Origin of the sequence: Nitrososphaera viennensis EN76 (assembly GCF_000698785.1) — an archaeon.
In the GTDB taxonomy this organism is placed as follows: Archaea; Thermoproteota; Nitrososphaeria; order Nitrososphaerales; family Nitrososphaeraceae; genus Nitrososphaera; species Nitrososphaera viennensis.
On the sequence record NZ_CP007536.1, the window covers coordinates 2,202,872 to 2,220,534 of the forward strand.

Here is a 17,663-nt window from a genome sequence, read left to right on the forward strand (position 1 = left end):
GTCTGCACATGCAATATCTCCGGAGGTCGCCTCTGGGACATTTTGCTAAAGCTCCTGCGCAATTAGGTATAATCTCCCAACATCTCTTGGCCTAGTGGGCGACTCGGTAAAATAACTGCATGACGGATCAACATTGTTATATTTGATGGAACAGGACGAGTTGATTGGCGGATCATCGTTGCGGGCCGGGCTTTCACGCTCACGCGACGTGCTGGGCGATGAAGTGATGCAGGTTATCTTCCGCTACCTTGAGCGAAGCGGCTTTCGATTTTCAAGCGACACAAAATACCCTGTGTCACGGGTCAGCATGGCGATCCGCGATGTCCTTGGCGACTATGGCACCGACATCATAATGAAAAACCTGATGCACGAAGTAGATAGTAGCAGCACCTAGGCTGGCGCATTTTTGCATTCTTGTCGGTTGCCGGATAATATACTGCTGCTATTGCACTTGCTTGCATTGTACACTGACTAGTTTTAGGCTGGCGCATGCAGCAAAACCTTGCCAAGTCAATAATATGGCGCGCTCCGCCGGACCATTTCCCAGAGATCCATGGCGCCGCCGGCGGAGCCGTGGTTTCGTACGGGTTCTGTCAAGTCGACGGTTGATGTTATTATGCTAAATGGCTGTTCTATGTATAATGCGGGACAGCCTGATTGTCCTCTAGTATAATGGCATCAACACCCATGACTTGACATAACCTTCGTACGTGGTGTTTAAAGGTCGGTATTGCGATATGGCAAGTTGCTATGGCTGTGAAACGCATCCCGCTTTCGAGAAAAGATGTCAAGCTGTTCCACGAAGCCAACGTCTTTGACAAGGTTTACAACGGCGGCTATCCCACAGCCGCAGCGTTCTTTATCGGGTATGTCACTGGCAGGAATAAAGTGGCGCCCCTATCAATAGTCAAGGCAGAATCTGTAAGCATCGAGTATGAAAAGGACGGCAGCCGCGGCTACCTGAAAATATCCGGAAAAGGAAAGGCAAGGCAGAGAAGGCGCTAATCACTGGGCCGGATCTTGGCGCGTGCTTTTGAAAAGTAATTATCGTGCAACAACAACGACGAATGAATCCTGTAGCTGCTTCCATTAAATGGTAGACTTCCTCTATTCACCAGAGCATTTTCTCCCGGATCTAGTCAGGTCCACTATTACGCTGCTCGTAGTTATCGACCCCGTCGGGATCGTGCCCATCTTCATGTCGCTGACCCGGAAAATGGAAAGTGCCGGGAGGGCCGAGGTTTCCAAGACGGTCGTAATCACGGCCGCGGGCCTGCTCTTTGTCTTTGCGCTTGCCGGCACCCAGATCTTTGGCATATTTGGCATCTCGATTTCCAGCTTCATGGTCGCCGGCGGCGTGCTCCTGTTCATCGTGGCAATAGAGCTTTTGACCGGGGGTGGAGGTTCATCGGCTCGGATACGGCCGGAGACACCGGGGTGGTGCCGCTTGCCTTTCCCCTGCTTGCCGGGCCCGGCGCCATAACTGCCGTCATAATCTCGCTTGAAACAATGGGTCTGGTGACGACCGTGCTTTCAATCGTGCTTGCAATAGCCGCGACCTACGTGACGCTGCGGTATTCTGACAGGATATATAGGATCCTTGGCAGAAGGGGCTCTTTGATAGTCACGCGGGTTTTCGCAGTGTTTGTCGCGGCCATTGCCGTGCAGTACGTCGTGGAAGGCGTCAAGGTGCTCTTTGCATTATGACATGACATGATATGGTGCGATGGGCACTCCCTGCTACCGGTACATATAGTTCAACCGTCTTGTGGGTTACTATGGCACGTGGCAAATACGCCCTGCAAGTCCATTGACAGCTCAGGGATCGACACCCCTCCCCCGTTGTTGAGGATATAAGCGCGAAATGCGTCAGTGATATTGGGAGCAGGTCGCAAAAAAAGTAGCCGGTAGCGCTTGCGGCGAAATTGCCTCTGGACCTGGGTTCAAAGAGGGGTGGCCTGCTCTGCAAAGAAATCATGTTTCAAGCTAGTTGCGGTTTTACAAACTACAAAAACTATAGAAAATCATTTTTATGATGAGTCTCTAAACTATATGTGACAGCGATAGAAAAACCTGAAAAGCTGAATGAAAGGAAAAAACACTATCAAATTATTGACGATGACATGCTCATCCGCCTGAAGGAATACTACAAGCTCGAAGATCACGGCGAATTGCTAAAGTTTGTAAAAGAGCATTGCATGAAAGGCGATATTATTTTGGAGTAAAAAGAAGAAGTAAGTGGCTCCAAAAGCCAGAGTGAGTGGGATCCTGCTTGTGGTAGCAGGTTTTATTGTTGTTGTCATTCATGCTTTTGAATATACTATGCTACTGCTGCTGTTTTCATCAGGGGGAAGTCCCGCCTGTAATTTGTTGCACACAAAAGCCAGAACTCTTTCACCAATTTCGCCCAGTATCGCGATGAACGCGCGTTCAAAAAGGTCTGGTCTTTGCATTATGGCCGTGCGCACGTCCATTTCGCCGCCCAGGTGATCCTTGACTATTGTTGCAGCCAGTGCATCAAAAACACGAGCACCAAAGATCGCCTGCAAGTCCGCCAAGATTGCGTCCGCTGTTTTTTCAGAATCTACGATGGCCCCGAGCACCATTCGACCATAACGCCATGGAACTATGATGTAAACATACCCCTCATATATCGTCACTTGACGTATTTCTAGAAGCTAGCTCCATGAAATGTAATTTGCTTCTTGATGAAAGTTCAACAAGTCATAAAATAGTGTGTATTACAATATTCTTCCATTGTCTTTGCATGAGGGCATATGCTCCTTCGATGACAAAATTTCGGTGCAAAAGATTTGACGCGCGACATGTTCTACGAACGCCTTGGGTCTTTTGGAGTAAACGTCGCTCTCATAAAAAAGCTCAACTTTACGGATGAGGAGCTTGCGGCCTTTGAGGACAGGCTGACAAAACTCATGGAGAACCGCCGTTAAGAAGCAAGTCCGAATCCTGAATCTGTGTATATCGCGGCAACTCTTTTACCTGAAGTTCCTGACCGTATCGTGGAAGTATTTCTCCACTTCTACGAGCCTGTCCATCGAGCCGTCGTTTGCCCTGACCTTGGAAAATGACGTGTCGTGGCGCACCTTGCGCAGAAACGATACGACCTGCTCGTTGGTGACACCGTGCTTGATGTCATAGTCTATCTGCCTGCATATGCTTGAAAAGCTGACGTACCTCTTGTGGTTCTTCCTCTCCCATGCAGAAGCATCGGGAGCAAGCCCGCCCACGTACTTGACCACTGTTTTTTCCATATGCTTGACGTGCCAGTCCTTCATAGGAAAACTATTCTGGACCAAAATAAATCATGATTTATTGTGGCGCACGCCATATAATCTGAATGGATGGCGCCTCCCTATGATACTCGTACTCCTTGCTGTGTTTATCATCTCGACCCTGCATGTTTTTGCAATTGCGTTGATATTTATGTGGCAACGCCATTACCCGCGCCAGGGACGTGATGCTGCTACGACCAGGGTTCTGAACGCAGAGCTCCACTGCCATAACACCTTCTCGAACCATCAAAACGGGTCTGCTCGCGTACCGTTTGACTGCGGAGTCGAGATGGCGGCACAGCTGGAAGCCGTGCTTGCAAGGGAGATAGACGTGCTGTTTGTGACAAACCACAACACGCTTGACGGCTATCGCCAGATACTGGAGTACCAGGCAAACCATGCAAAATTCCAGAAAATCACTATTTACCCCGCCGAGGAGGTGACGATAGACACAGGCGGTCATGTACTGGCCTATGGCATACACAAGACCATTCGGCCCGGCATGACGCTTGGCGAGACGCTTGACGAGATAAAGAGGCAGGGCGCGGTGTCGTGCGCGGCCCACCCGTTTGCGGTATCTAACGGCATACGCGAAAAGGCGCTGCTTTGCGACATGATAGAGTCGTTCAACAGCAACAACGTCGACCGCTTTTCAAACATAGTCGCAAGCAAGTTTGCGCATGACAACTCGATGCCCGAAGTGGCTGGAAGCGATTCGCACGTCCTGACCACGCTGGGCAAGTGCATCAACACCGTGGAGGCGGAAGAAAACAGCCTCGACTCGGTGCTTGAGGCCATGCTGCACAGGAAGGTAAAGATGGCATGCAGGGAATATGCCTCCCACGACGAGCTGTACGAGCACGCCTATTACATCATCCAGAGCTCCCGGGAGCTCTTGCTCCGGCACGCCCTTGAGAGACACTCGCGCTTTTACTGGGTAGTAAAATGGGCGCTTGACTCGTACCTTGGCGACTACAAGAGCCCGATGTGGCGGTCGGTGGCCGCATTTTCGCTCTACCTGACAAAGCGCGTCTCTGAAAAGGTGAACATGAAGGGCCACAGCCCGCACGTGTTCACCAACAGGCAGTGGGTGAAACTCATAAAGATGAGCCTCCTGCCCTAGCTAGCCACACCTTTATATTACAATCTTGCCCAGTTACGTCGACGAATGTCATATCAGAGACGTGGAAGTGGCGGCTTCGGTGGCAGCTACGGTCCAAAGCCTGTGGAAACAGGTAAAGAATACGAAGTGCAGATAACTGAAACGAGCAGAAAGGGCGACGGCATTGCCAGAGTACAGGGATTCGTGATCTTTGTTACGGGCGGCCAGGTCGGTCAGAAGGTCAAGGTAAAGATCACCAACGTAGGAAACAGGTTCGCCACAGCAGAAATCGCACAATAAGAAATAAAATCACGACCCACAAAAACGTGGCAATTGCCGAAAGCAGCAAAGTGCCACTCTTTTTTCATTCCATCATCATTGAACTATTGTTATTATTCTTCTTGTCGCTTTTTTGCTGCACCTGCTTTTGCGGCGGAAGAAGCGAGCGCGCAAGCTCGTCGATGTCCATGACAAAGCCGTAATAGTCCTTCACAATCTCAAGCGTCGACTCGAAATGCTTGCGGTTGCCCGACGCGGTGGCGTCTGACACCAGCACGACGTCATAGCCGTTGTTGAACGCGTCCCGGAGCGAGGTCTCGACGCAGATGGACGTGTCGATGCCGCAGAACAAGAGCGTGTCAACATCGAGGCTCTTGAGCCACACGCCTATCTCGGTGTCGTGGAAGGCCGAGTCCCTCCTCTTTACCACCACGTGGTCCTCTGGCGCCGGCTTTATCTCGTCTACGATGCCTGCGTCCCACGTGTCCCTGACGCATATGGGCCTCTTGCGTATCCTCTCCTCCCTTGCCTTTGGCAGGATCTTGTGCGATCTTGTAAGCAGGTCTATCCCGGATTTTTCCCTGACTGCCTGCGTGTAAAAGACCGGCACGCCTGCGTCCCTGCACAGGGAGATGAGCCTTGCTATTTTCGGGACGACCTGCTGGTAGTGCGCGGTCTCCATGCCGAGGAGGTCGTACGAGCCTCCCTTGCTCACAAAGCCGTTCTGCACGTCAATTACTACTAGGGCGGGGTTGACCTTGTGGCCCCTGATGGTGGCCATGCTCTATAAAGAAACGGGCTCGATTAAAAAGAGTTAAGCCTTCTGCATGGCTCCGTTAACTTAGCCACCATCCTTGGCCAGGAATGTCATAAACCGTATCATGTCTGCGCCCATATGCAGGTACAGTAAAAATAATTTGAACCAGTTCCAGACATGCTGTCTGTCACAATTCTCCTTCCTGCATGGAAAGTGGTCGTCAAAACACTCCGTCCTGTCCTTGATATGCTGTATAAACCGCTCCATCAAATTCTTCAATTCTGTACCGTACACATAATGGCGTAATCTGAGCCACCTGCAAGCATCATTGTACCACTGAGCACCGTCTGTGAATATCGGCCTCCTTCCATACCTCCTTTGCAACTGCTTGAAGAACTGGTAACATACGAAAATGGTCCTCTCACGAGACAGATGCATCATCAAGCATGTGCCAATAGTTGGTTCGTACGCTATCCATAGCCAATAGTCATGCCCATCTATCTGCAATAGTGTTTCGTCAACAAATATTGCCCTGACAAGGCGTCTGTCTGTCCGGAACCTGTCTGCAAGGCTGGAATATTTCTGTACCCATTTCCATACAGCAACGTGGCTCCTTCTCTTTATTGGTGATAGCGATCTGGCTGCCAGCCGAAAGCTCCTAGAATTAAAATACAGGTACAGTGCATATCTGATTATAGCTGGGTCTGTCCTCTTTCTCATGCCAATGAAAAGCTAGGACAGTCCTAGCTATACAGATTACCCTAAGTTAACAGAAGGTAAGCACAAGATGGAAGTCTATGAAAACATCAACAGGACAGTCCTAGCTATACAGATTACCCTAAGTTAACAGAGCCTCTGCATACATGAAAAGCCTATAAAGTCACCCTCTGGCTAGAAAACTGGCGGTTGCAAAATATGAGAAGACATCGGGCCGGCCGCCGGCGACCACACGCTTGCAGTAGTCTTGCCGGCCGGCATTGTCGCAGGGCTTCTCGTGCTCTTTGCCGGCTCGCTGTTCAACGTGCTCCCTGAGGTGCGCGCAAGCCCCGGGCAGCATATATATGTCGTCGGCATAAAGGCCGAGGCAGAGGCAAAAGATCCTGACTAACTAGGGGAACCCCAGGCCCCTGCCGGACGCAAACCCTACTGCGATGTAGAGAAGCGCTGACGCGGCCAGCGCAAGCACCCATACCAGCTTGTTCCACGCAAATATCTTTTGCCCGTCAAGGCCCATGAACGGTATCAGGTTAAAGATAGCTATCCACGCGTTGAACCTTGCGCCCACCTCCAGCAACCGCGAATCTGAAAGCATGAACGCAAGCAGCATGCCGGCGCCAAGCGCCACGTTGGTGAGCGGGCCAACAAGCGATATCTTGCCGTTCCTGCGCTCGCTCACCGAGCCGCTTATGAACACGGCCCCCGGCATGATGAACTTGAACGGGAAGAACGGGAGCGCCGACACCGCGGTCACTATTGCGCCAAAAAATATCACGCGAAATTCCGCCCACGCCCTGTAGAACTGGGCAAGGAACTTGTGCGCAAGCTCGTGGAGCAGGAACGCGCTGACAAATATCGCCACGTACTCGGGCTGGAAGCGAAAGCCGAAAATCGACATGCCGACGGCCGCGACAAGCGTCATGCCGATGGCAAGGTGGGCTATCTCTGTCTTTGAGAACCTGAGCATGACGGTGTTTTTCACAACGTTTGCGGCCCGCTCGCCCAACCCACCTCCGCCTCCTCCCATGCCGCTTACGTACTCTACAAACTCCCTGTCCTTTTCAGGCTGGCGCATAAAGTCGTTTATGAACAGGCAGTTATGGTTGGGAGGAAGCCTGTGCTCCGAGCAGAAATACCCCTTGCAGTAGCGGCATTTGAATGGGATCTCTTCTTCCCTGCCGCATATCCCGCACTCCAACTATGAAGGATATACGCATTTCCGAGATAAAAAAGCGCCGGCCAAAAAATTAAAAGCCGTTCCTTTCCAATTCCTGGGCATATGCAACTTGAACCATACCACGGCGGACGAAAAAAGGTCGTAGTATACAACACGTACGCAGACGGAGGCAGGCTCCATTTCGACGTCTTTATCCCGACGGACAAGTCCAATGCCGGCCAGGTCCCAAAGGACATGGACGCCCAGGCGGTGGAATATGCCAAGGAGTTCCTGAAGCTGATAGGCAAGCAGTCCACAGGCAACAACGGCCTGATGGTTAACATGTGCGAGCGCTGCCACATCGACGACACTTCGCTTTACTCAAACGAGCTGTGGCAGCTCCCCGGAAAAGAGGTGTTCATCTGGCCGATGGAAGGCTGCCCCAAGCCCAACTAGTGTGCAAGCAAGCCCTCCTTTTCTATTCCTGCTGCTGTTGTTGTTGCGGCTTGTACCCGAAATTTTTCAGCTCTTTTAGAAATGTCCACGGCCCTTTTGCATCCGCGCCCTTGCCGAGGCGGTAGAGCGCCCTTGCCAGGCCGCTCTTCTCCTTTGCAAACGAGCTTGGGACGTGCATTGCAAGCAGGAACCCCTTTGTCGCAAACACGTCCTTCCAGTCCTTTGGGTAGGGCACGTGCACGGGCGTAAAGTCAAGCGGTATCACTTCATGGGGCGGCCTGAGCTGCCGGTCGCGGTTCTGCCACAAATAGCCGACGTAGCCGGGGCTTGCTTCCCTGGCGCTTTTTCTGGGCTTTATCACCTGCTCCATTATGGCAGGGTCGTGCGTCCTTCCGACCACTACAAAGGTGGTCCCGCCGTACCTTTTTGCCGCGGCCTCTCTTTTTGCAGCTTCCCTCGGGGGAGCGCCGCCTCCTTTCTTGTTGAAAAAGCCCGTGATGTGTACCTGGATTATGGTCCTGTCCGGCTTGTAGCCAAACAGCTTCAGGTATTCGAGGATCTCTTGCCTCCTGCTGGGCGGGACCTCGCTTGACACGGCATGCTCGGCCTCGGCAAGGGCCCTCTGGGCGCCTGACGCCGGTTCCATGCGTACGTTTCGCAGGCATCTATAAAAACAGTTTTTTTACCTGACACCCGTATACAGTAAAGATAATAAGCAAAAACCATAGAGCTTGCTTTTGTCTTGCACGTAGCAATAACGAAAAAGCCTGAATCCGTGCGCTATACTTTTACGTGGTGCTGCATGAAGATGGCAGGAGCCAAGGAAAAGAACATGGTCAGGGTCACGCCAGACGGCTCTGTCGAGCTGTACGACAAAAAGGGCGAGCTTGTAGACCCTGACATGACAAGGTGCCCCTTCTGCAAGACCGCGATCGTGATATCGCACGGCTGACTGACTCTATGTATGTACGGGCCCGTCGCCTTTTATTGGGCCATGTTGACAATGTACAGGCTGTAGCCCGTTTCTGAAAACATGGGCGCGCCCTTTACCTCGGAAAACGCATAGCCGGGGACGTTCTTTGTCATTTCATACAGCCCCTGGCCTATCACTACCCCGCACGGCGGCGCAAGCGGGTTCATCTTGGAGCACATGTTGACCGGCGAGCCAAAGATGTCGTTTACGGACGATGTGGACATCCTTGCCACCACCACCGCGCCGTACTCGCAACTGATCCTGTATTTTATTTCCGGCAGGCCCTCCTCTCCCAAGAGCGCGTTCAGCTGCGGGCCCTTTTCAATCATGGCAAAGCAGCACCTCAGCACCTGCTCAAACGCCAGGGCCTCGCCGGACTCGGTCGCAGGAAAGTAGTACAGCAGGCTGTCGCCGATGTTCTTGACCACGACGGCGCCGTTGCGGGAGACGACTTCTGCAAGGCCGTTAAGGAATATGCTGTAAAAGCGGCTGACCTTGTCCGGCGCCATCTTCATTGTCGCGGCTGTGGAGCCCACCATGTCGACAATGCCGACGCAATAGTTCCTTGTGGACGAAAAGAACTGGAGCAGGAGGTCTATCTGCTGCTTTTCCTTCGTGTCGTGCTCGGCGCCGGCTTCTGCCGCAATATGGGTCCTGTACTGGTCGTTGTTAGACAATAATCAAAACACCAGTCTAGCTCTTGGCCGCAGAGGCCCGCAGCTTGCCAATCTCCTCCACCTTTTCAAACAGCGTCTCTATTCTCACCGGCTTTCGCAGGCACGAATGCACGCCTTTTTTCACGAGCTCTGCGACCTCCGTGTCCGTGATGGAAGAGGCGGTGAACAGCACTATGGGGCTGTCCCCTATCCTGCCTGACTGCACAAGCTTGTCGATCACGTCAAGGCCGGAAAAATCCGGCATTGCAATGTCAAGGAAGACAAGGTCGAACTTGCCGTCATTTATCATGGCAAGCCCTTCTCTGCCGTTGTCAGACGGCGTCACCTCGTGCCCGACGGTGGTGAGAACCTTGACGAGCAGGTCCGTTATGTCGTGGCTGTCGTCAATTATGAGGATTCTCATTTTTTGTTTCTCTCGGTAGACTGAAATAAAAACTAGAGCCCTTGCCCTCTTCGGTGTCGACCCATATCTGGCCGCCAAGGCCGGTGACTATGCCCTTTGATATCGCAAGCCCAAGGCCGGTCCCGCCGTGCTTGCGCTTCAGCGACGTATCGACCTGGTAGAATTTCTTGAACAGGAACCGTTGCTTGTCCTTTGGGATCCCCGGCCCGTTGTCCCTGACGCCAAAGACGATGCTACTACTACTGCTGCCATCGTCGCCGTCTCTTGCTTCCGCCGTGAGCTCTATCCTGCCTCCCACCTTGGGGACGAAATCGACAGAGTTGTACAGGAGCGCGTTTAGCACCTGTATTATCCTCGTCTCGTCTGACCGCAGCTTCAGGCCCGGCTGCGCGCTCACCACGAACTCGATGTTGTTTTCCTTCATGACAAACTCCAGGTCGCGCTCGACGTTCCTTATCACGCGGTCCACGTCCACCTCTCCGATGTCGAACTTGAACTCGTTCAGCTCCAGCTTTTGAGCGTCAAGCATGTCGCTCACCATCTTTTCGAGCTTGACCGCGTTCTTTTCAATCGTGTCGACCGCGGCGCGCTGCTCTCCTGACAGCTTGCCCAGGATGGTGTTTGACTTTAATGCGCCGCACCAGCCTATGATGGGGGTGAGCGGCGTCTTTAGCTCGTGCGACGCCATGCTCAGGAACTCGTCTTTCAGCTTGTCCTTGCGCCGGAGCTCCTCGTTTGTGATGTTCAGCTCTTCCACCTGCATCTTGATTATCTCGGCGTTTGCCCTGTCGCGCGCAAGCGCCTCGTTCAGGCGCTCCTCCGTGTTTTTCAGGTTGGTGATGTCGTTGTGTATTGCGATGTACTGCTTTGGCTGGCCGTCGTCGCCCAGAAACGGCACGATGGTGGTCTTGACCCAGTAGAAACTTCCGTCCTTGGCCCTGTTCTTTATCTCGCCTTCCCATATCTGGCCGGAGGAAATGGTCTTCCACATGTTCTCAAAAAACGCCGGCGGGTGGTGCCCCGACTTTAGGAGCCGGTGGTTCTGCCCTATGAGCTCCTGCTCTGAATATTTGGATATCTCGGCAAACCTGCTGTTCACCTTTGTTATCGTGCCGTCCCTGTCGGTCACGGCCACGATGGCAGTCGCGTCCAGCGCGTTTGTCATGTCTGTAAGCTCTTTTGTGCGGTCGCGCACCAGCCGGTTCAGGTTCATGTTGGTCTCAAGCACGCTCTTTCGCATCATGTCAAACTGCTCTGCAAGCCTGCCTATCTCGTCGCCAGACTCGACTTCAACCCTGTGGGTATAGTCGCCCCTTGAGATGTTGTCGGCGGCGTCCTTGAGACGCGTTATGGGCCTTGAGATGGTCTTTGCCACGTACAGGGCTATTGCGACTACCACGCCCGTGATTATGGCGCCTGCAATGAGGATGGCGTCGCGCAGCTGCGTTACGGGCCGGAATATCTCTGCCTCGTCGATCTCGGCAAGGAGCACGAACCCGAGGTCGCTGGCGCAGTACGACGAGCCGACGATAGGGATGTTCCTGTAATCTGGATAGACCGCAAAAATCTCGGCGCCTTCGTCAAAGCACTTGTTGACCGCCAGGGTGTCGACTGTCGTGCGGAATGCGGCGTTTTCAATGAACCTTGACTCGGAAATGAGCGTCCTGTTGGCGTTTACAAGGTACACCTCGCCGGTCTCCCCAAGGCCCTCGCGGTTTAGCAGGATCTCGTCAAATTTTGCCACGTCCATTGTGGCCATCATGACGCCTATCGCCGGCGGCGTGCCTATCTGGCCGTTTTTGTATATCGGGACGGTGACTATGGCCTTGCGCTGGCCGTTGACCCGGTCAAATTCCAGGAAACTCTCGCTCATCCCGCGCAGAAACCGCCTGTCCTGCGACAGGTCTGCGCCTTCCTCTGACGGGTCGGACGAAAAGAGCACGCGACCGTCAACGCCCATCGCCTTGACGTTTTCAAGCCCCGCCGGGGTCCCGACGACCTGCTGAAAAGACTTGATGCCTGCCGAAAAGTCGTCCCTGTACGCCTGCATCCTCTGGTCGCCTACCGCCGAGCTGTTCCGGTTCAGTTCCTCGACGGCATTCTGCAGCGCGCTGTTTGTGAACATCAGGCGTATCTGCTCTATCCTCGTGTCGACAAGCGAGCGTATGGCCGCGCCCCTGCCTGTGGACTCGCTTATCAGCTGGTCGCTGACTCTTTCGCGCAGCTGGTTGTCAGCAGAGATGAAGCTGATGAGGGCGACGGCAAAAAGGGTCGTTATCGAAAGAAAAAGGCTGACAAACGTGATCTTGGACCTGATGCTCAGGAAAACGGGCTGGTGCAAGACGGGGTAGATCGCGCCTCCCGAGAAATAAAAACGATGTCAATGCTACTGCTGCTACTACTTCCTTACCTTCCAAGCATCCTTTTCACAAGCGACGTGGCGCGGTAGACTCCCGGGAGGCCAAAGTCCCTTGCGATCATGACGGGGCAGCGGAACCGCTTGAGCATCTGCAGCATGTGCGGGCTGTCAAGGACGGAGAACCTGCCGATGCTGGCGCCCATGACCACGATGTCCGGCCTGTATGCGTCGATGGCAGAAAACACGCTTGCGGCAGACTGCTGCACGCTTGCGGCCAGGTGCACCTCGGTCAGGTCGACTCCAAGCTGCGACAGGTAGTCGGGCTTCATGGCGACGCTTCCCTCCACAGCCTCTTCCTCCTTCTTGCTCACGGACACCAGGTTGACCTTGAACCTGCCAGAGTGCTCAAGCCAGCTCGTGATCTTCAGCACAAGGTTTGCGTGCGGCCCGCCGTCGTATATCACCACCATGTTCTTCTTTTCATCCGCCGGCACGGCATGCAGCTCAAGGTCCGCCTCGACCTGCTCGCGCACCGGCTCCATTTCCAGCCCGTCGCTTTCTTCTGCCGCTATTGCCAGGATGTCGCAGGTGGCAAGGGTCAGCAGCTTTTTGTTCCTGCGCAGCGTCTCAAGGTCTGCTATCAGCAGGTTTATCTTTTGCTCCTCAATGGTGGCAAGCATCGCCTCTGTCGCGTCGTGCGATATCCTGACCAGGTAGTGGCTTGGCACGCCCCTTTTCTCAAACGCCTCCTCAAGCGGCTGGAACGCGCGCCGGGCGCTTTCCGCAAAGGCCGTGCCGGCGGAAAGCGGGGTCTGGTGAGGGACGGTGATTATGCGAAGCACGTTCACTTCTCCCCCTGTCTCCCTTGCTATCCTGGTCGCGTATTTCGCCAGCCTGTCGGGGTTTTCCGGGCTGTACATGAGAAGCACCCTGTAGCCGCGTCTCTCTTCTGCGCCCTGCTGCGTGACAACAGGCGCATAGTGCTCCACCTCCTTCTTGAACGTGTACATGCGGTACAGCACAAAGCCGACAAGTATCCACAGGATGGTGATGGCCCAGCTTAGTGGCTGCGTGACAAGAAGATAGATGGCAAGGCCAAGCTTCAGGATGATGCCTATGACAGGTATAACAGGAAAGAATGGTGTCTTGAAGCCATAGTCGAGCTTGTTGCCGTACATCCTGCGGATGGTGATGACAGAGACGTTGACCTGCGTGAAAAGGAGGAGGAATATCACGCCAGCCGCAAGGGCGATGTCGTTGAGCGGGAGCGCGTACGCCATGACGGCCATTATTATGCCTGAAACGATGGCGGCAACGTAAGGCGTCCTGTTCACGGGGTGTATCTCGCTGAGCTTGTGCGGCAGGTTGTAGTTCCTGCCCATCGCAAGGGCGACCCTTGCCGAAGAAAACGTGGTGGCGTTGAGCGCGGCAAGGGTGGACACGATGCCTCCTGCAAGGACGACAAACGCGCCGTACGGCATGAAAAGGTTGACAGCCCTGCTTATGCCAAGCTCGGCATCCTCGCCTCCTATGAACTTCCACGCCGGCGTGCCGTCGGGCGCCTTTGTCGCCGCAAGCGCCACAAAGGCCATCAGGCAGTACAGGGCGACTACGATTGCAAGCGAGATGAATATCGCCCGGGGTATGTTGCGCTTTGGGTTCTTGACCTCCTCGCCCGTCTGGACGATTATCTCGTAGCCCTCAAATGCTATGAACGTGAGGCCCATCGCCGCCACCATGCCGCTTATGCCCAGCGGCAGCAGCTGCTCTGAGAACCGCTGCTCCCATCCCGGGTTGTTAAGAATGCCCCACAGGCCAAATGCGATAATGGCCACGATTGCGCCCAGCTGCACCACCGTCACTATCGTGCCAGTTTTACCGGTTTCAGATGTGCCCTTGACGTTGATGTACGTAAACGCCGCTATCGAGGCCACGGCTATCAGCTTGTCGATGGGAAATATTCCAAGGAGCGACTGCGACGAAAGCACCCCTGCCGCTTGGAGCAGGCTGTACGCAAACGCGCCAAAGCCCACGGAGTAGAGGCTCCCTGCGACAATGTGTGCAAACCACGCCATCCAGCCGCTGATGAACGCGTTTGGCCTCGGCAGGCCCTCGCGTATCCACAAATAGCCTCCGCCGGCCTCCGGCAGAGCCGAGCCGAGCTCGGCGTACACCATGGCCGTGAAAAGCGTGATGATGCCGTTTATCACGAACGCGATTATCACTGCGCTGCCTGCAAGCCCTATGGCGGGCCCCGTGAGCACGAATATGGCGCCCCCTATCATGGCGGCTATTCCTACCATTATGACATCGGTCAGGCCAAGAGTGCGTACCAACTGGTGCTGTCCGTGAGCTTCAGCCGCAGCTGGCCGCTGCCCTCCGTCAGCCGGCTCAGACAACTTAGCAGTGCACCCATGGGCTTGGGAAATAAACGTTTACACCCTGCACGTGGGGAGAGGGAGAAAAACGTTATCTCGGCGCCGAGCTCTAGGTAAGCTGTATGGCGGCCGGCGCGGTACAGATGGTGAGGGGGCCTGCCACCGTGCGAGTCCTTGGCAGGTGCCATGTGCTTGGAATGGACGTGTCGCTGCGCACTATTGAAGTGCGGGCCGGAAAGGCGCTGCCGTTTGAGCCTGACGACACAGACTGCAAGCTTGACGTGCAGGGCGAGTCGTGGACGGCTGACGCCAAGAATGCCGGAACCTGCATGTGGCAGGAAATCGCGGAAAACATCCTGTCGCTTGGCAATGCGACAGCAACAGCAGCAACAAAAACAGTGATGGTGGCCGGCGCCACGGACACGGGCAAGTCGACATTTTCAACCTACCTTGCAAACCTCGCTATTGGCCGCGGCGTGGCGCCCTGCATAGTTGACGGCGACATTGGCCAGGGCGACCTTGCGCCGCCGGCGGCCCTTGGCGCGGCAGTCCTTGGGGAGCAGGTTGTGGACCTGCGGGACGCAAAGGCCGGCCTTTTCGAGTTCATTGGCGCCATAACGCCTGCCGGCACAGAAAAGCTGGTAGCGCAAAAGCTAAGGTCGCTTGCTGGCAGGATCATGATGATGGTGATGCCGCCGGCGGTGGCGCCTACGGGCCTGAAAATAGTCAACACGGACGGCTATCCTGACCCTTTGTACAAGCGGATGCTTGCAGGCGCGGTTTCGCCCGACGTTGTCGTCTGCATGGGACAAGATGGCAGCAACAGCAACAGCAACTACCTTGCCCCCGCGCTCTCGGGCCGGTGGAAACTGATTGTGGCGCCTTCAAGCGCGCAAGCATCAAAAACGCATTCTGAAAGGGTGGGGCGCCGGATGGAGCAGTACACTAGGCACGTTGGGGCCGGGCTTGTCTCCAAGAGCGTCGGCGCGGCCCGCTTTCAGTACCGGGACAGGCCAGTTCAATGGAACACCATGCTTGCGCTTGGGCCGGAGGGGATGTTTGTGGCCCTTGGCTCGCGGCGCAGGATCGCCGGCTTTGGAGTGATAGAGTCGATGGACGGGCAACAGGTGTCCATAAGGACGGGCGTAAAGGACTTTTCTACAATCCGCGCAAGCGAGATCCGGCTGCGCAAAAATCGCGAAGAAAGGATTACTCCCTTCTTTTTAGATCAAGCGCGGGGTCCCTGATGCCGAGGGCCGAAAACGCTTCCAGGCGCTGCATGCACGCATAGCATTTTTCGCAGGGAAGCTCGCCTTCCCTGTGGCAGCTCCATGTCATCTCTATTGGGACATGCAGCCTGTGCGCAAGCGCGATGATGGCCTTTCTGTCCATCTCGGCCAGGGGGAGCACTATCTGGTACGGCCGGCCGTCGCACAGCAGGCAGCCTTCCGCAAAAAGCGAGTTCATCTTTTCGATGTACGGCCTGGACGCGTCCTTGAAGAACGACACGTCGTGGCTGTTGTGGCCGCCCACTATCCACTTGGCGTTGAGGTATTCTGCATAGTGCGCCGCTATGGAGTAGAACATCATGTTTCTTGCCGGCACGTACGAGGCCCACCGCAGGTCGGAGCCCTTCTTTTCCTTCATCCTGCTGCCATTAAAGTCAGACGCCTCCTTTACAAACGGCACGTCGACCTCTATGACCTGCACGCCGGCGTCCTCTGCAAGGAGGTGGGTGGCGCGCTTTTCCTTCTGGAGCCTGCCAAAATAGTTGAACGTGATTGCGGAAACTGCGAACCTTTCCCTGGCCCAGTAGAGGCAAGTGGCTGAATCCAGCCCGCCTGAGAGCATGACCAGGGCCTTGTCCATCTGCTATCTACTAGCCCTTTCTCTCTTCTTCCTTCTTGACGCCGGCTATGATGTGCGCGCCCTTGTTGACGCCTTCGTAAATGTAGACTCCAAGCGCCTCCACGTTTGGGGGCATGCGTGGCGCAAGCAGCCTGATAATCTCTGTCGACAGGTTCTCGACCGTCGCCTCGCCAGGCATAAGCCACGTCGTCATCTTGGGCAGCTGCAAATTGAAATATCCGCGCGGGCCCTGGAACGAGACGTAATAGTGCGTGTCATCCTCCTTTTCCAGGTACTTTTTGTTGATGAAGAACTTGTGGTCTATCATGTTGATGGTGTCCTTGATTATGCGCTTTGCCTCGCCAAAGTCGACTACCAGGTTGTTCTTCATGCTCCCGATTATCTCGACCATGACAGTCGACGTGTGGCCGTGCAGGACCGAGCACTTTTCCACGAGCGGGAGTATGTGCGCATAGTCAAACGCAAGCGACGGGTCCTCGATAAAGATGGAGCCTGTCTGCGTCCGCTCTGACTCGTCGTAAAAGAACATAGAGTCAATCTCGTCCACCTTGCTGGAATACTTGGAGTGGCCTATCGCGACGATGTCAAGCGCCGGCATCTCCTCCTTTATCTTGCGGAACTTGGCCGCGTCGGCTTCGGAATCGACGACCTCTATGTGCCTGCCGCTGCCTGTTACAAAATCCACGCGCACAACCGCGCCATCTGGCAGCGTCACGGCCTGGTCATACTTGTAGTCGTGACCCAGAAAGTCGAGCATCCGTGCGACTGACAGCTCGGCCCTGGTGCGCATTAGATTGCCCTTGCTGTCAAGGTAGCGCAGATCGCTGTTCAAAACGACCCGTTCGGTGGGCATTAATTGGCTGTTTAACGTGAGCAGCTAAAGTCTATATAAATGGTATTTTTGTTGCCACCCATTGATCCTTCTTCACGAATATCCAAACATAACTATTTTTAGGTACGTCTAGACACCAAACATACATCGTTTTGCACAATAACAACCAAAAGAACACGGGATCTATACCCGGCGAGGATCTTTACAGGGCGATGAACAACCTGCGCAAGTCGCTCGGGACTTTGGTGGTGGATCTCCTGATAACGGACCTGCAGAGGCAGGGCATAACCTTTGCAGGGGGCGAGTCGTACTCTGTCAGGCAGATAGAAGGGGCGCTGCAAAAGACCTTTGGGCAGGATGGGGGCGAACTTTTGATGGACATGGTCAGCAAGTCCTTGCAGGAACTGTGATT

Annotated in this window: 25 protein-coding genes; 13 read left to right on the forward strand and 12 right to left on the reverse strand. The window is 54.5% G+C overall.

All coding sequences use genetic code 11. The features are described from left to right. Positions 1 to 145 precede the first annotated feature (145 nt). The 5 genes from NVIE_RS12510 to NVIE_RS15620 all read left to right on the forward strand — a co-directional run bounded on the left by NVIE_RS12510 (position 146) and on the right by NVIE_RS15620 (position 2,225). On the forward strand, positions 146 to 394 hold the full coding sequence (locus NVIE_RS12510) for a hypothetical protein (RefSeq protein ID WP_075055553.1): 249 nt from the start codon (positions 146 to 148) through the stop codon (positions 392 to 394). A 356-nt stretch (positions 395 to 750) separates the two neighbouring features. Next, entirely contained in the window at positions 751 to 1,005 is a 255-nt protein-coding gene (locus NVIE_RS12515) for a hypothetical protein (RefSeq protein ID WP_075055554.1), read from the forward strand. A gap of 88 nt (positions 1,006 to 1,093) precedes the next feature. Next, on the forward strand, positions 1,094 to 1,483 hold the full coding sequence (locus tag NVIE_RS16185) for a MarC family protein (RefSeq protein ID WP_084790830.1): 390 nt from the start codon (positions 1,094 to 1,096) through the stop codon (positions 1,481 to 1,483). Beyond that, positions 1,441 to 1,707 (forward strand): MarC family protein, encoded by a 267-nt coding sequence (locus tag NVIE_RS16190; protein WP_158435232.1) that lies wholly within the window; start codon positions 1,441 to 1,443, stop codon positions 1,705 to 1,707. Before NVIE_RS16185 ends, NVIE_RS16190 begins: the two co-directional genes overlap by 43 nt. A gap of 347 nt (positions 1,708 to 2,054) precedes the next feature. Beyond that, positions 2,055 to 2,225, forward strand: coding sequence for a hypothetical protein (locus NVIE_RS15620; protein ID WP_158435233.1), 171 nt, complete (start codon positions 2,055 to 2,057; stop codon positions 2,223 to 2,225). A 78-nt stretch (positions 2,226 to 2,303) separates the two neighbouring features. Here the strand turns inward: NVIE_RS15620 and NVIE_RS12525 are convergent, their stop codons facing one another. Next, complete coding sequence (locus NVIE_RS12525; RefSeq protein ID WP_144239721.1) at positions 2,304 to 2,606, reverse strand: hypothetical protein; 303 nt, start codon at positions 2,604 to 2,606, stop codon at positions 2,304 to 2,306. 207 nt (positions 2,607 to 2,813) lie between these two features. Between NVIE_RS12525 and NVIE_RS15625 the strand changes: the two genes are divergently transcribed. Then, positions 2,814 to 2,951 (forward strand): hypothetical protein, encoded by a 138-nt coding sequence (locus NVIE_RS15625; RefSeq protein ID WP_158435234.1) that lies wholly within the window; start codon positions 2,814 to 2,816, stop codon positions 2,949 to 2,951. 45 nt (positions 2,952 to 2,996) lie between these two features. On the opposite strand, the gene NVIE_RS12530 is transcribed toward NVIE_RS15625, so the two are convergent. Beyond that, positions 2,997 to 3,296 (reverse strand): hypothetical protein, encoded by a 300-nt coding sequence (locus tag NVIE_RS12530; protein ID WP_075055556.1) that lies wholly within the window; start codon positions 3,294 to 3,296, stop codon positions 2,997 to 2,999. 286 nt (positions 3,297 to 3,582) lie between these two features. Here NVIE_RS12530 and NVIE_RS12535 point away from each other — a divergent pair, with 286 nt between their 5' ends. Both NVIE_RS12535 and NVIE_RS12540 read left to right on the forward strand, forming a co-directional pair. Further along, on the forward strand, positions 3,583 to 4,416 hold the full coding sequence (locus NVIE_RS12535; protein ID WP_084790832.1) for a PHP-associated domain-containing protein: 834 nt from the start codon (positions 3,583 to 3,585) through the stop codon (positions 4,414 to 4,416). Between the two features lie 102 nt (positions 4,417 to 4,518). Next, complete coding sequence (locus tag NVIE_RS12540) at positions 4,519 to 4,695, forward strand: TRAM domain-containing protein (RefSeq protein ID WP_227717379.1); 177 nt, start codon at positions 4,519 to 4,521, stop codon at positions 4,693 to 4,695. A 64-nt stretch (positions 4,696 to 4,759) separates the two neighbouring features. Here the strand turns inward: NVIE_RS12540 and NVIE_RS12545 are convergent, their stop codons facing one another. Beyond that, on the reverse strand, positions 4,760 to 5,455 hold the full coding sequence (locus NVIE_RS12545; RefSeq protein WP_075055558.1) for a cysteine hydrolase family protein: 696 nt from the start codon (positions 5,453 to 5,455) through the stop codon (positions 4,760 to 4,762). A gap of 60 nt (positions 5,456 to 5,515) precedes the next feature. Beyond that, complete coding sequence (locus NVIE_RS12550) at positions 5,516 to 6,151, reverse strand: DDE-type integrase/transposase/recombinase (protein ID WP_075053693.1); 636 nt, start codon at positions 6,149 to 6,151, stop codon at positions 5,516 to 5,518. A 244-nt stretch (positions 6,152 to 6,395) separates the two neighbouring features. On the opposite strand from NVIE_RS12550, the gene NVIE_RS15630 reads away from it, so the two are divergent. After that, positions 6,396 to 6,539, forward strand: coding sequence for a hypothetical protein (locus NVIE_RS15630; RefSeq protein ID WP_158435235.1), 144 nt, complete (start codon positions 6,396 to 6,398; stop codon positions 6,537 to 6,539). On the opposite strand, the gene NVIE_RS12555 is transcribed toward NVIE_RS15630, so the two are convergent. Continuing rightward, a complete protein-coding gene (locus tag NVIE_RS12555; RefSeq protein WP_084790833.1) occupies positions 6,540 to 7,346 on the reverse strand; it encodes an AN1-type zinc finger domain-containing protein in 807 nt (268 codons plus the stop codon). A gap of 81 nt (positions 7,347 to 7,427) precedes the next feature. Between NVIE_RS12555 and NVIE_RS12565 the strand changes: the two genes are divergently transcribed. After that, a complete protein-coding gene (locus NVIE_RS12565; RefSeq protein ID WP_075055559.1) occupies positions 7,428 to 7,760 on the forward strand; it encodes a DUF2024 family protein in 333 nt (110 codons plus the stop codon). Between the two features lie 22 nt (positions 7,761 to 7,782). On the opposite strand, the gene NVIE_RS12570 is transcribed toward NVIE_RS12565, so the two are convergent. After that, positions 7,783 to 8,406: a hypothetical protein gene (locus tag NVIE_RS12570; RefSeq protein ID WP_075055560.1), complete on the reverse strand. Its 624-nt coding sequence runs from the start codon at positions 8,404 to 8,406 to the stop codon at positions 7,783 to 7,785. 96 nt (positions 8,407 to 8,502) lie between these two features. Between NVIE_RS12570 and NVIE_RS12575 the strand changes: the two genes are divergently transcribed. Then, positions 8,503 to 8,712, forward strand: a complete 210-nt coding sequence (locus tag NVIE_RS12575; protein ID WP_075055561.1) for a hypothetical protein — start codon at positions 8,503 to 8,505, stop codon at positions 8,710 to 8,712. A gap of 32 nt (positions 8,713 to 8,744) precedes the next feature. Here the strand turns inward: NVIE_RS12575 and NVIE_RS12580 are convergent, their stop codons facing one another. The 4 genes from NVIE_RS12580 to NVIE_RS12595 all read right to left on the reverse strand — a co-directional run bounded on the left by NVIE_RS12580 (position 8,745) and on the right by NVIE_RS12595 (position 14,571). After that, on the reverse strand, positions 8,745 to 9,410 hold the full coding sequence (locus NVIE_RS12580) for an adenylate/guanylate cyclase domain-containing protein (protein WP_075055562.1): 666 nt from the start codon (positions 9,408 to 9,410) through the stop codon (positions 8,745 to 8,747). Between the two features lie 16 nt (positions 9,411 to 9,426). After that, positions 9,427 to 9,813 carry a response regulator gene (locus tag NVIE_RS12585; protein ID WP_075055563.1) on the reverse strand — a complete coding sequence of 129 codons (387 nt, stop codon included), beginning with the start codon at positions 9,811 to 9,813 and terminating at the stop codon, positions 9,427 to 9,429. Beyond that, entirely contained in the window at positions 9,794 to 12,154 is a 2,361-nt protein-coding gene (locus tag NVIE_RS12590) for a HAMP domain-containing histidine kinase (RefSeq protein WP_075055564.1), read from the reverse strand. The genes NVIE_RS12585 and NVIE_RS12590 overlap by 20 nt, the downstream gene beginning before the upstream one ends. A 65-nt stretch (positions 12,155 to 12,219) precedes the next feature. Further along, positions 12,220 to 14,571 carry an amino acid permease gene (locus tag NVIE_RS12595; protein ID WP_144239724.1) on the reverse strand — a complete coding sequence of 784 codons (2,352 nt, stop codon included), beginning with the start codon at positions 14,569 to 14,571 and terminating at the stop codon, positions 12,220 to 12,222. Between the two features lie 101 nt (positions 14,572 to 14,672). Between NVIE_RS12595 and NVIE_RS12600 the strand changes: the two genes are divergently transcribed. Then, on the forward strand, positions 14,673 to 15,797 hold the full coding sequence (locus NVIE_RS12600; protein WP_075055566.1) for a Clp1/GlmU family protein: 1,125 nt from the start codon (positions 14,673 to 14,675) through the stop codon (positions 15,795 to 15,797). Here NVIE_RS12600 and NVIE_RS12605 read toward each other — a convergent pair. Together NVIE_RS12605 and NVIE_RS12610 are read right to left on the reverse strand one after the other, a co-directional pair. Continuing rightward, a complete protein-coding gene (locus NVIE_RS12605) occupies positions 15,760 to 16,419 on the reverse strand; it encodes a 7-cyano-7-deazaguanine synthase (protein WP_075055567.1) in 660 nt (219 codons plus the stop codon). The two genes, NVIE_RS12600 and NVIE_RS12605, sit on opposite strands and share 38 nt — an antisense overlap. Before the next feature lie 10 nt (positions 16,420 to 16,429). Next, positions 16,430 to 17,272, reverse strand: a complete 843-nt coding sequence (locus NVIE_RS12610) for a 6-pyruvoyl trahydropterin synthase family protein (protein ID WP_075055568.1) — start codon at positions 17,270 to 17,272, stop codon at positions 16,430 to 16,432. Positions 17,273 to 17,403: 131 nt separating this feature from the next. On the opposite strand from NVIE_RS12610, the gene NVIE_RS12615 reads away from it, so the two are divergent. Next, positions 17,404 to 17,661 carry a T2 family ribonuclease gene (locus NVIE_RS12615; protein WP_075055569.1) on the forward strand — a complete coding sequence of 86 codons (258 nt, stop codon included), beginning with the start codon at positions 17,404 to 17,406 and terminating at the stop codon, positions 17,659 to 17,661. Positions 17,662 to 17,663: the final 2 nt, after the last annotated feature.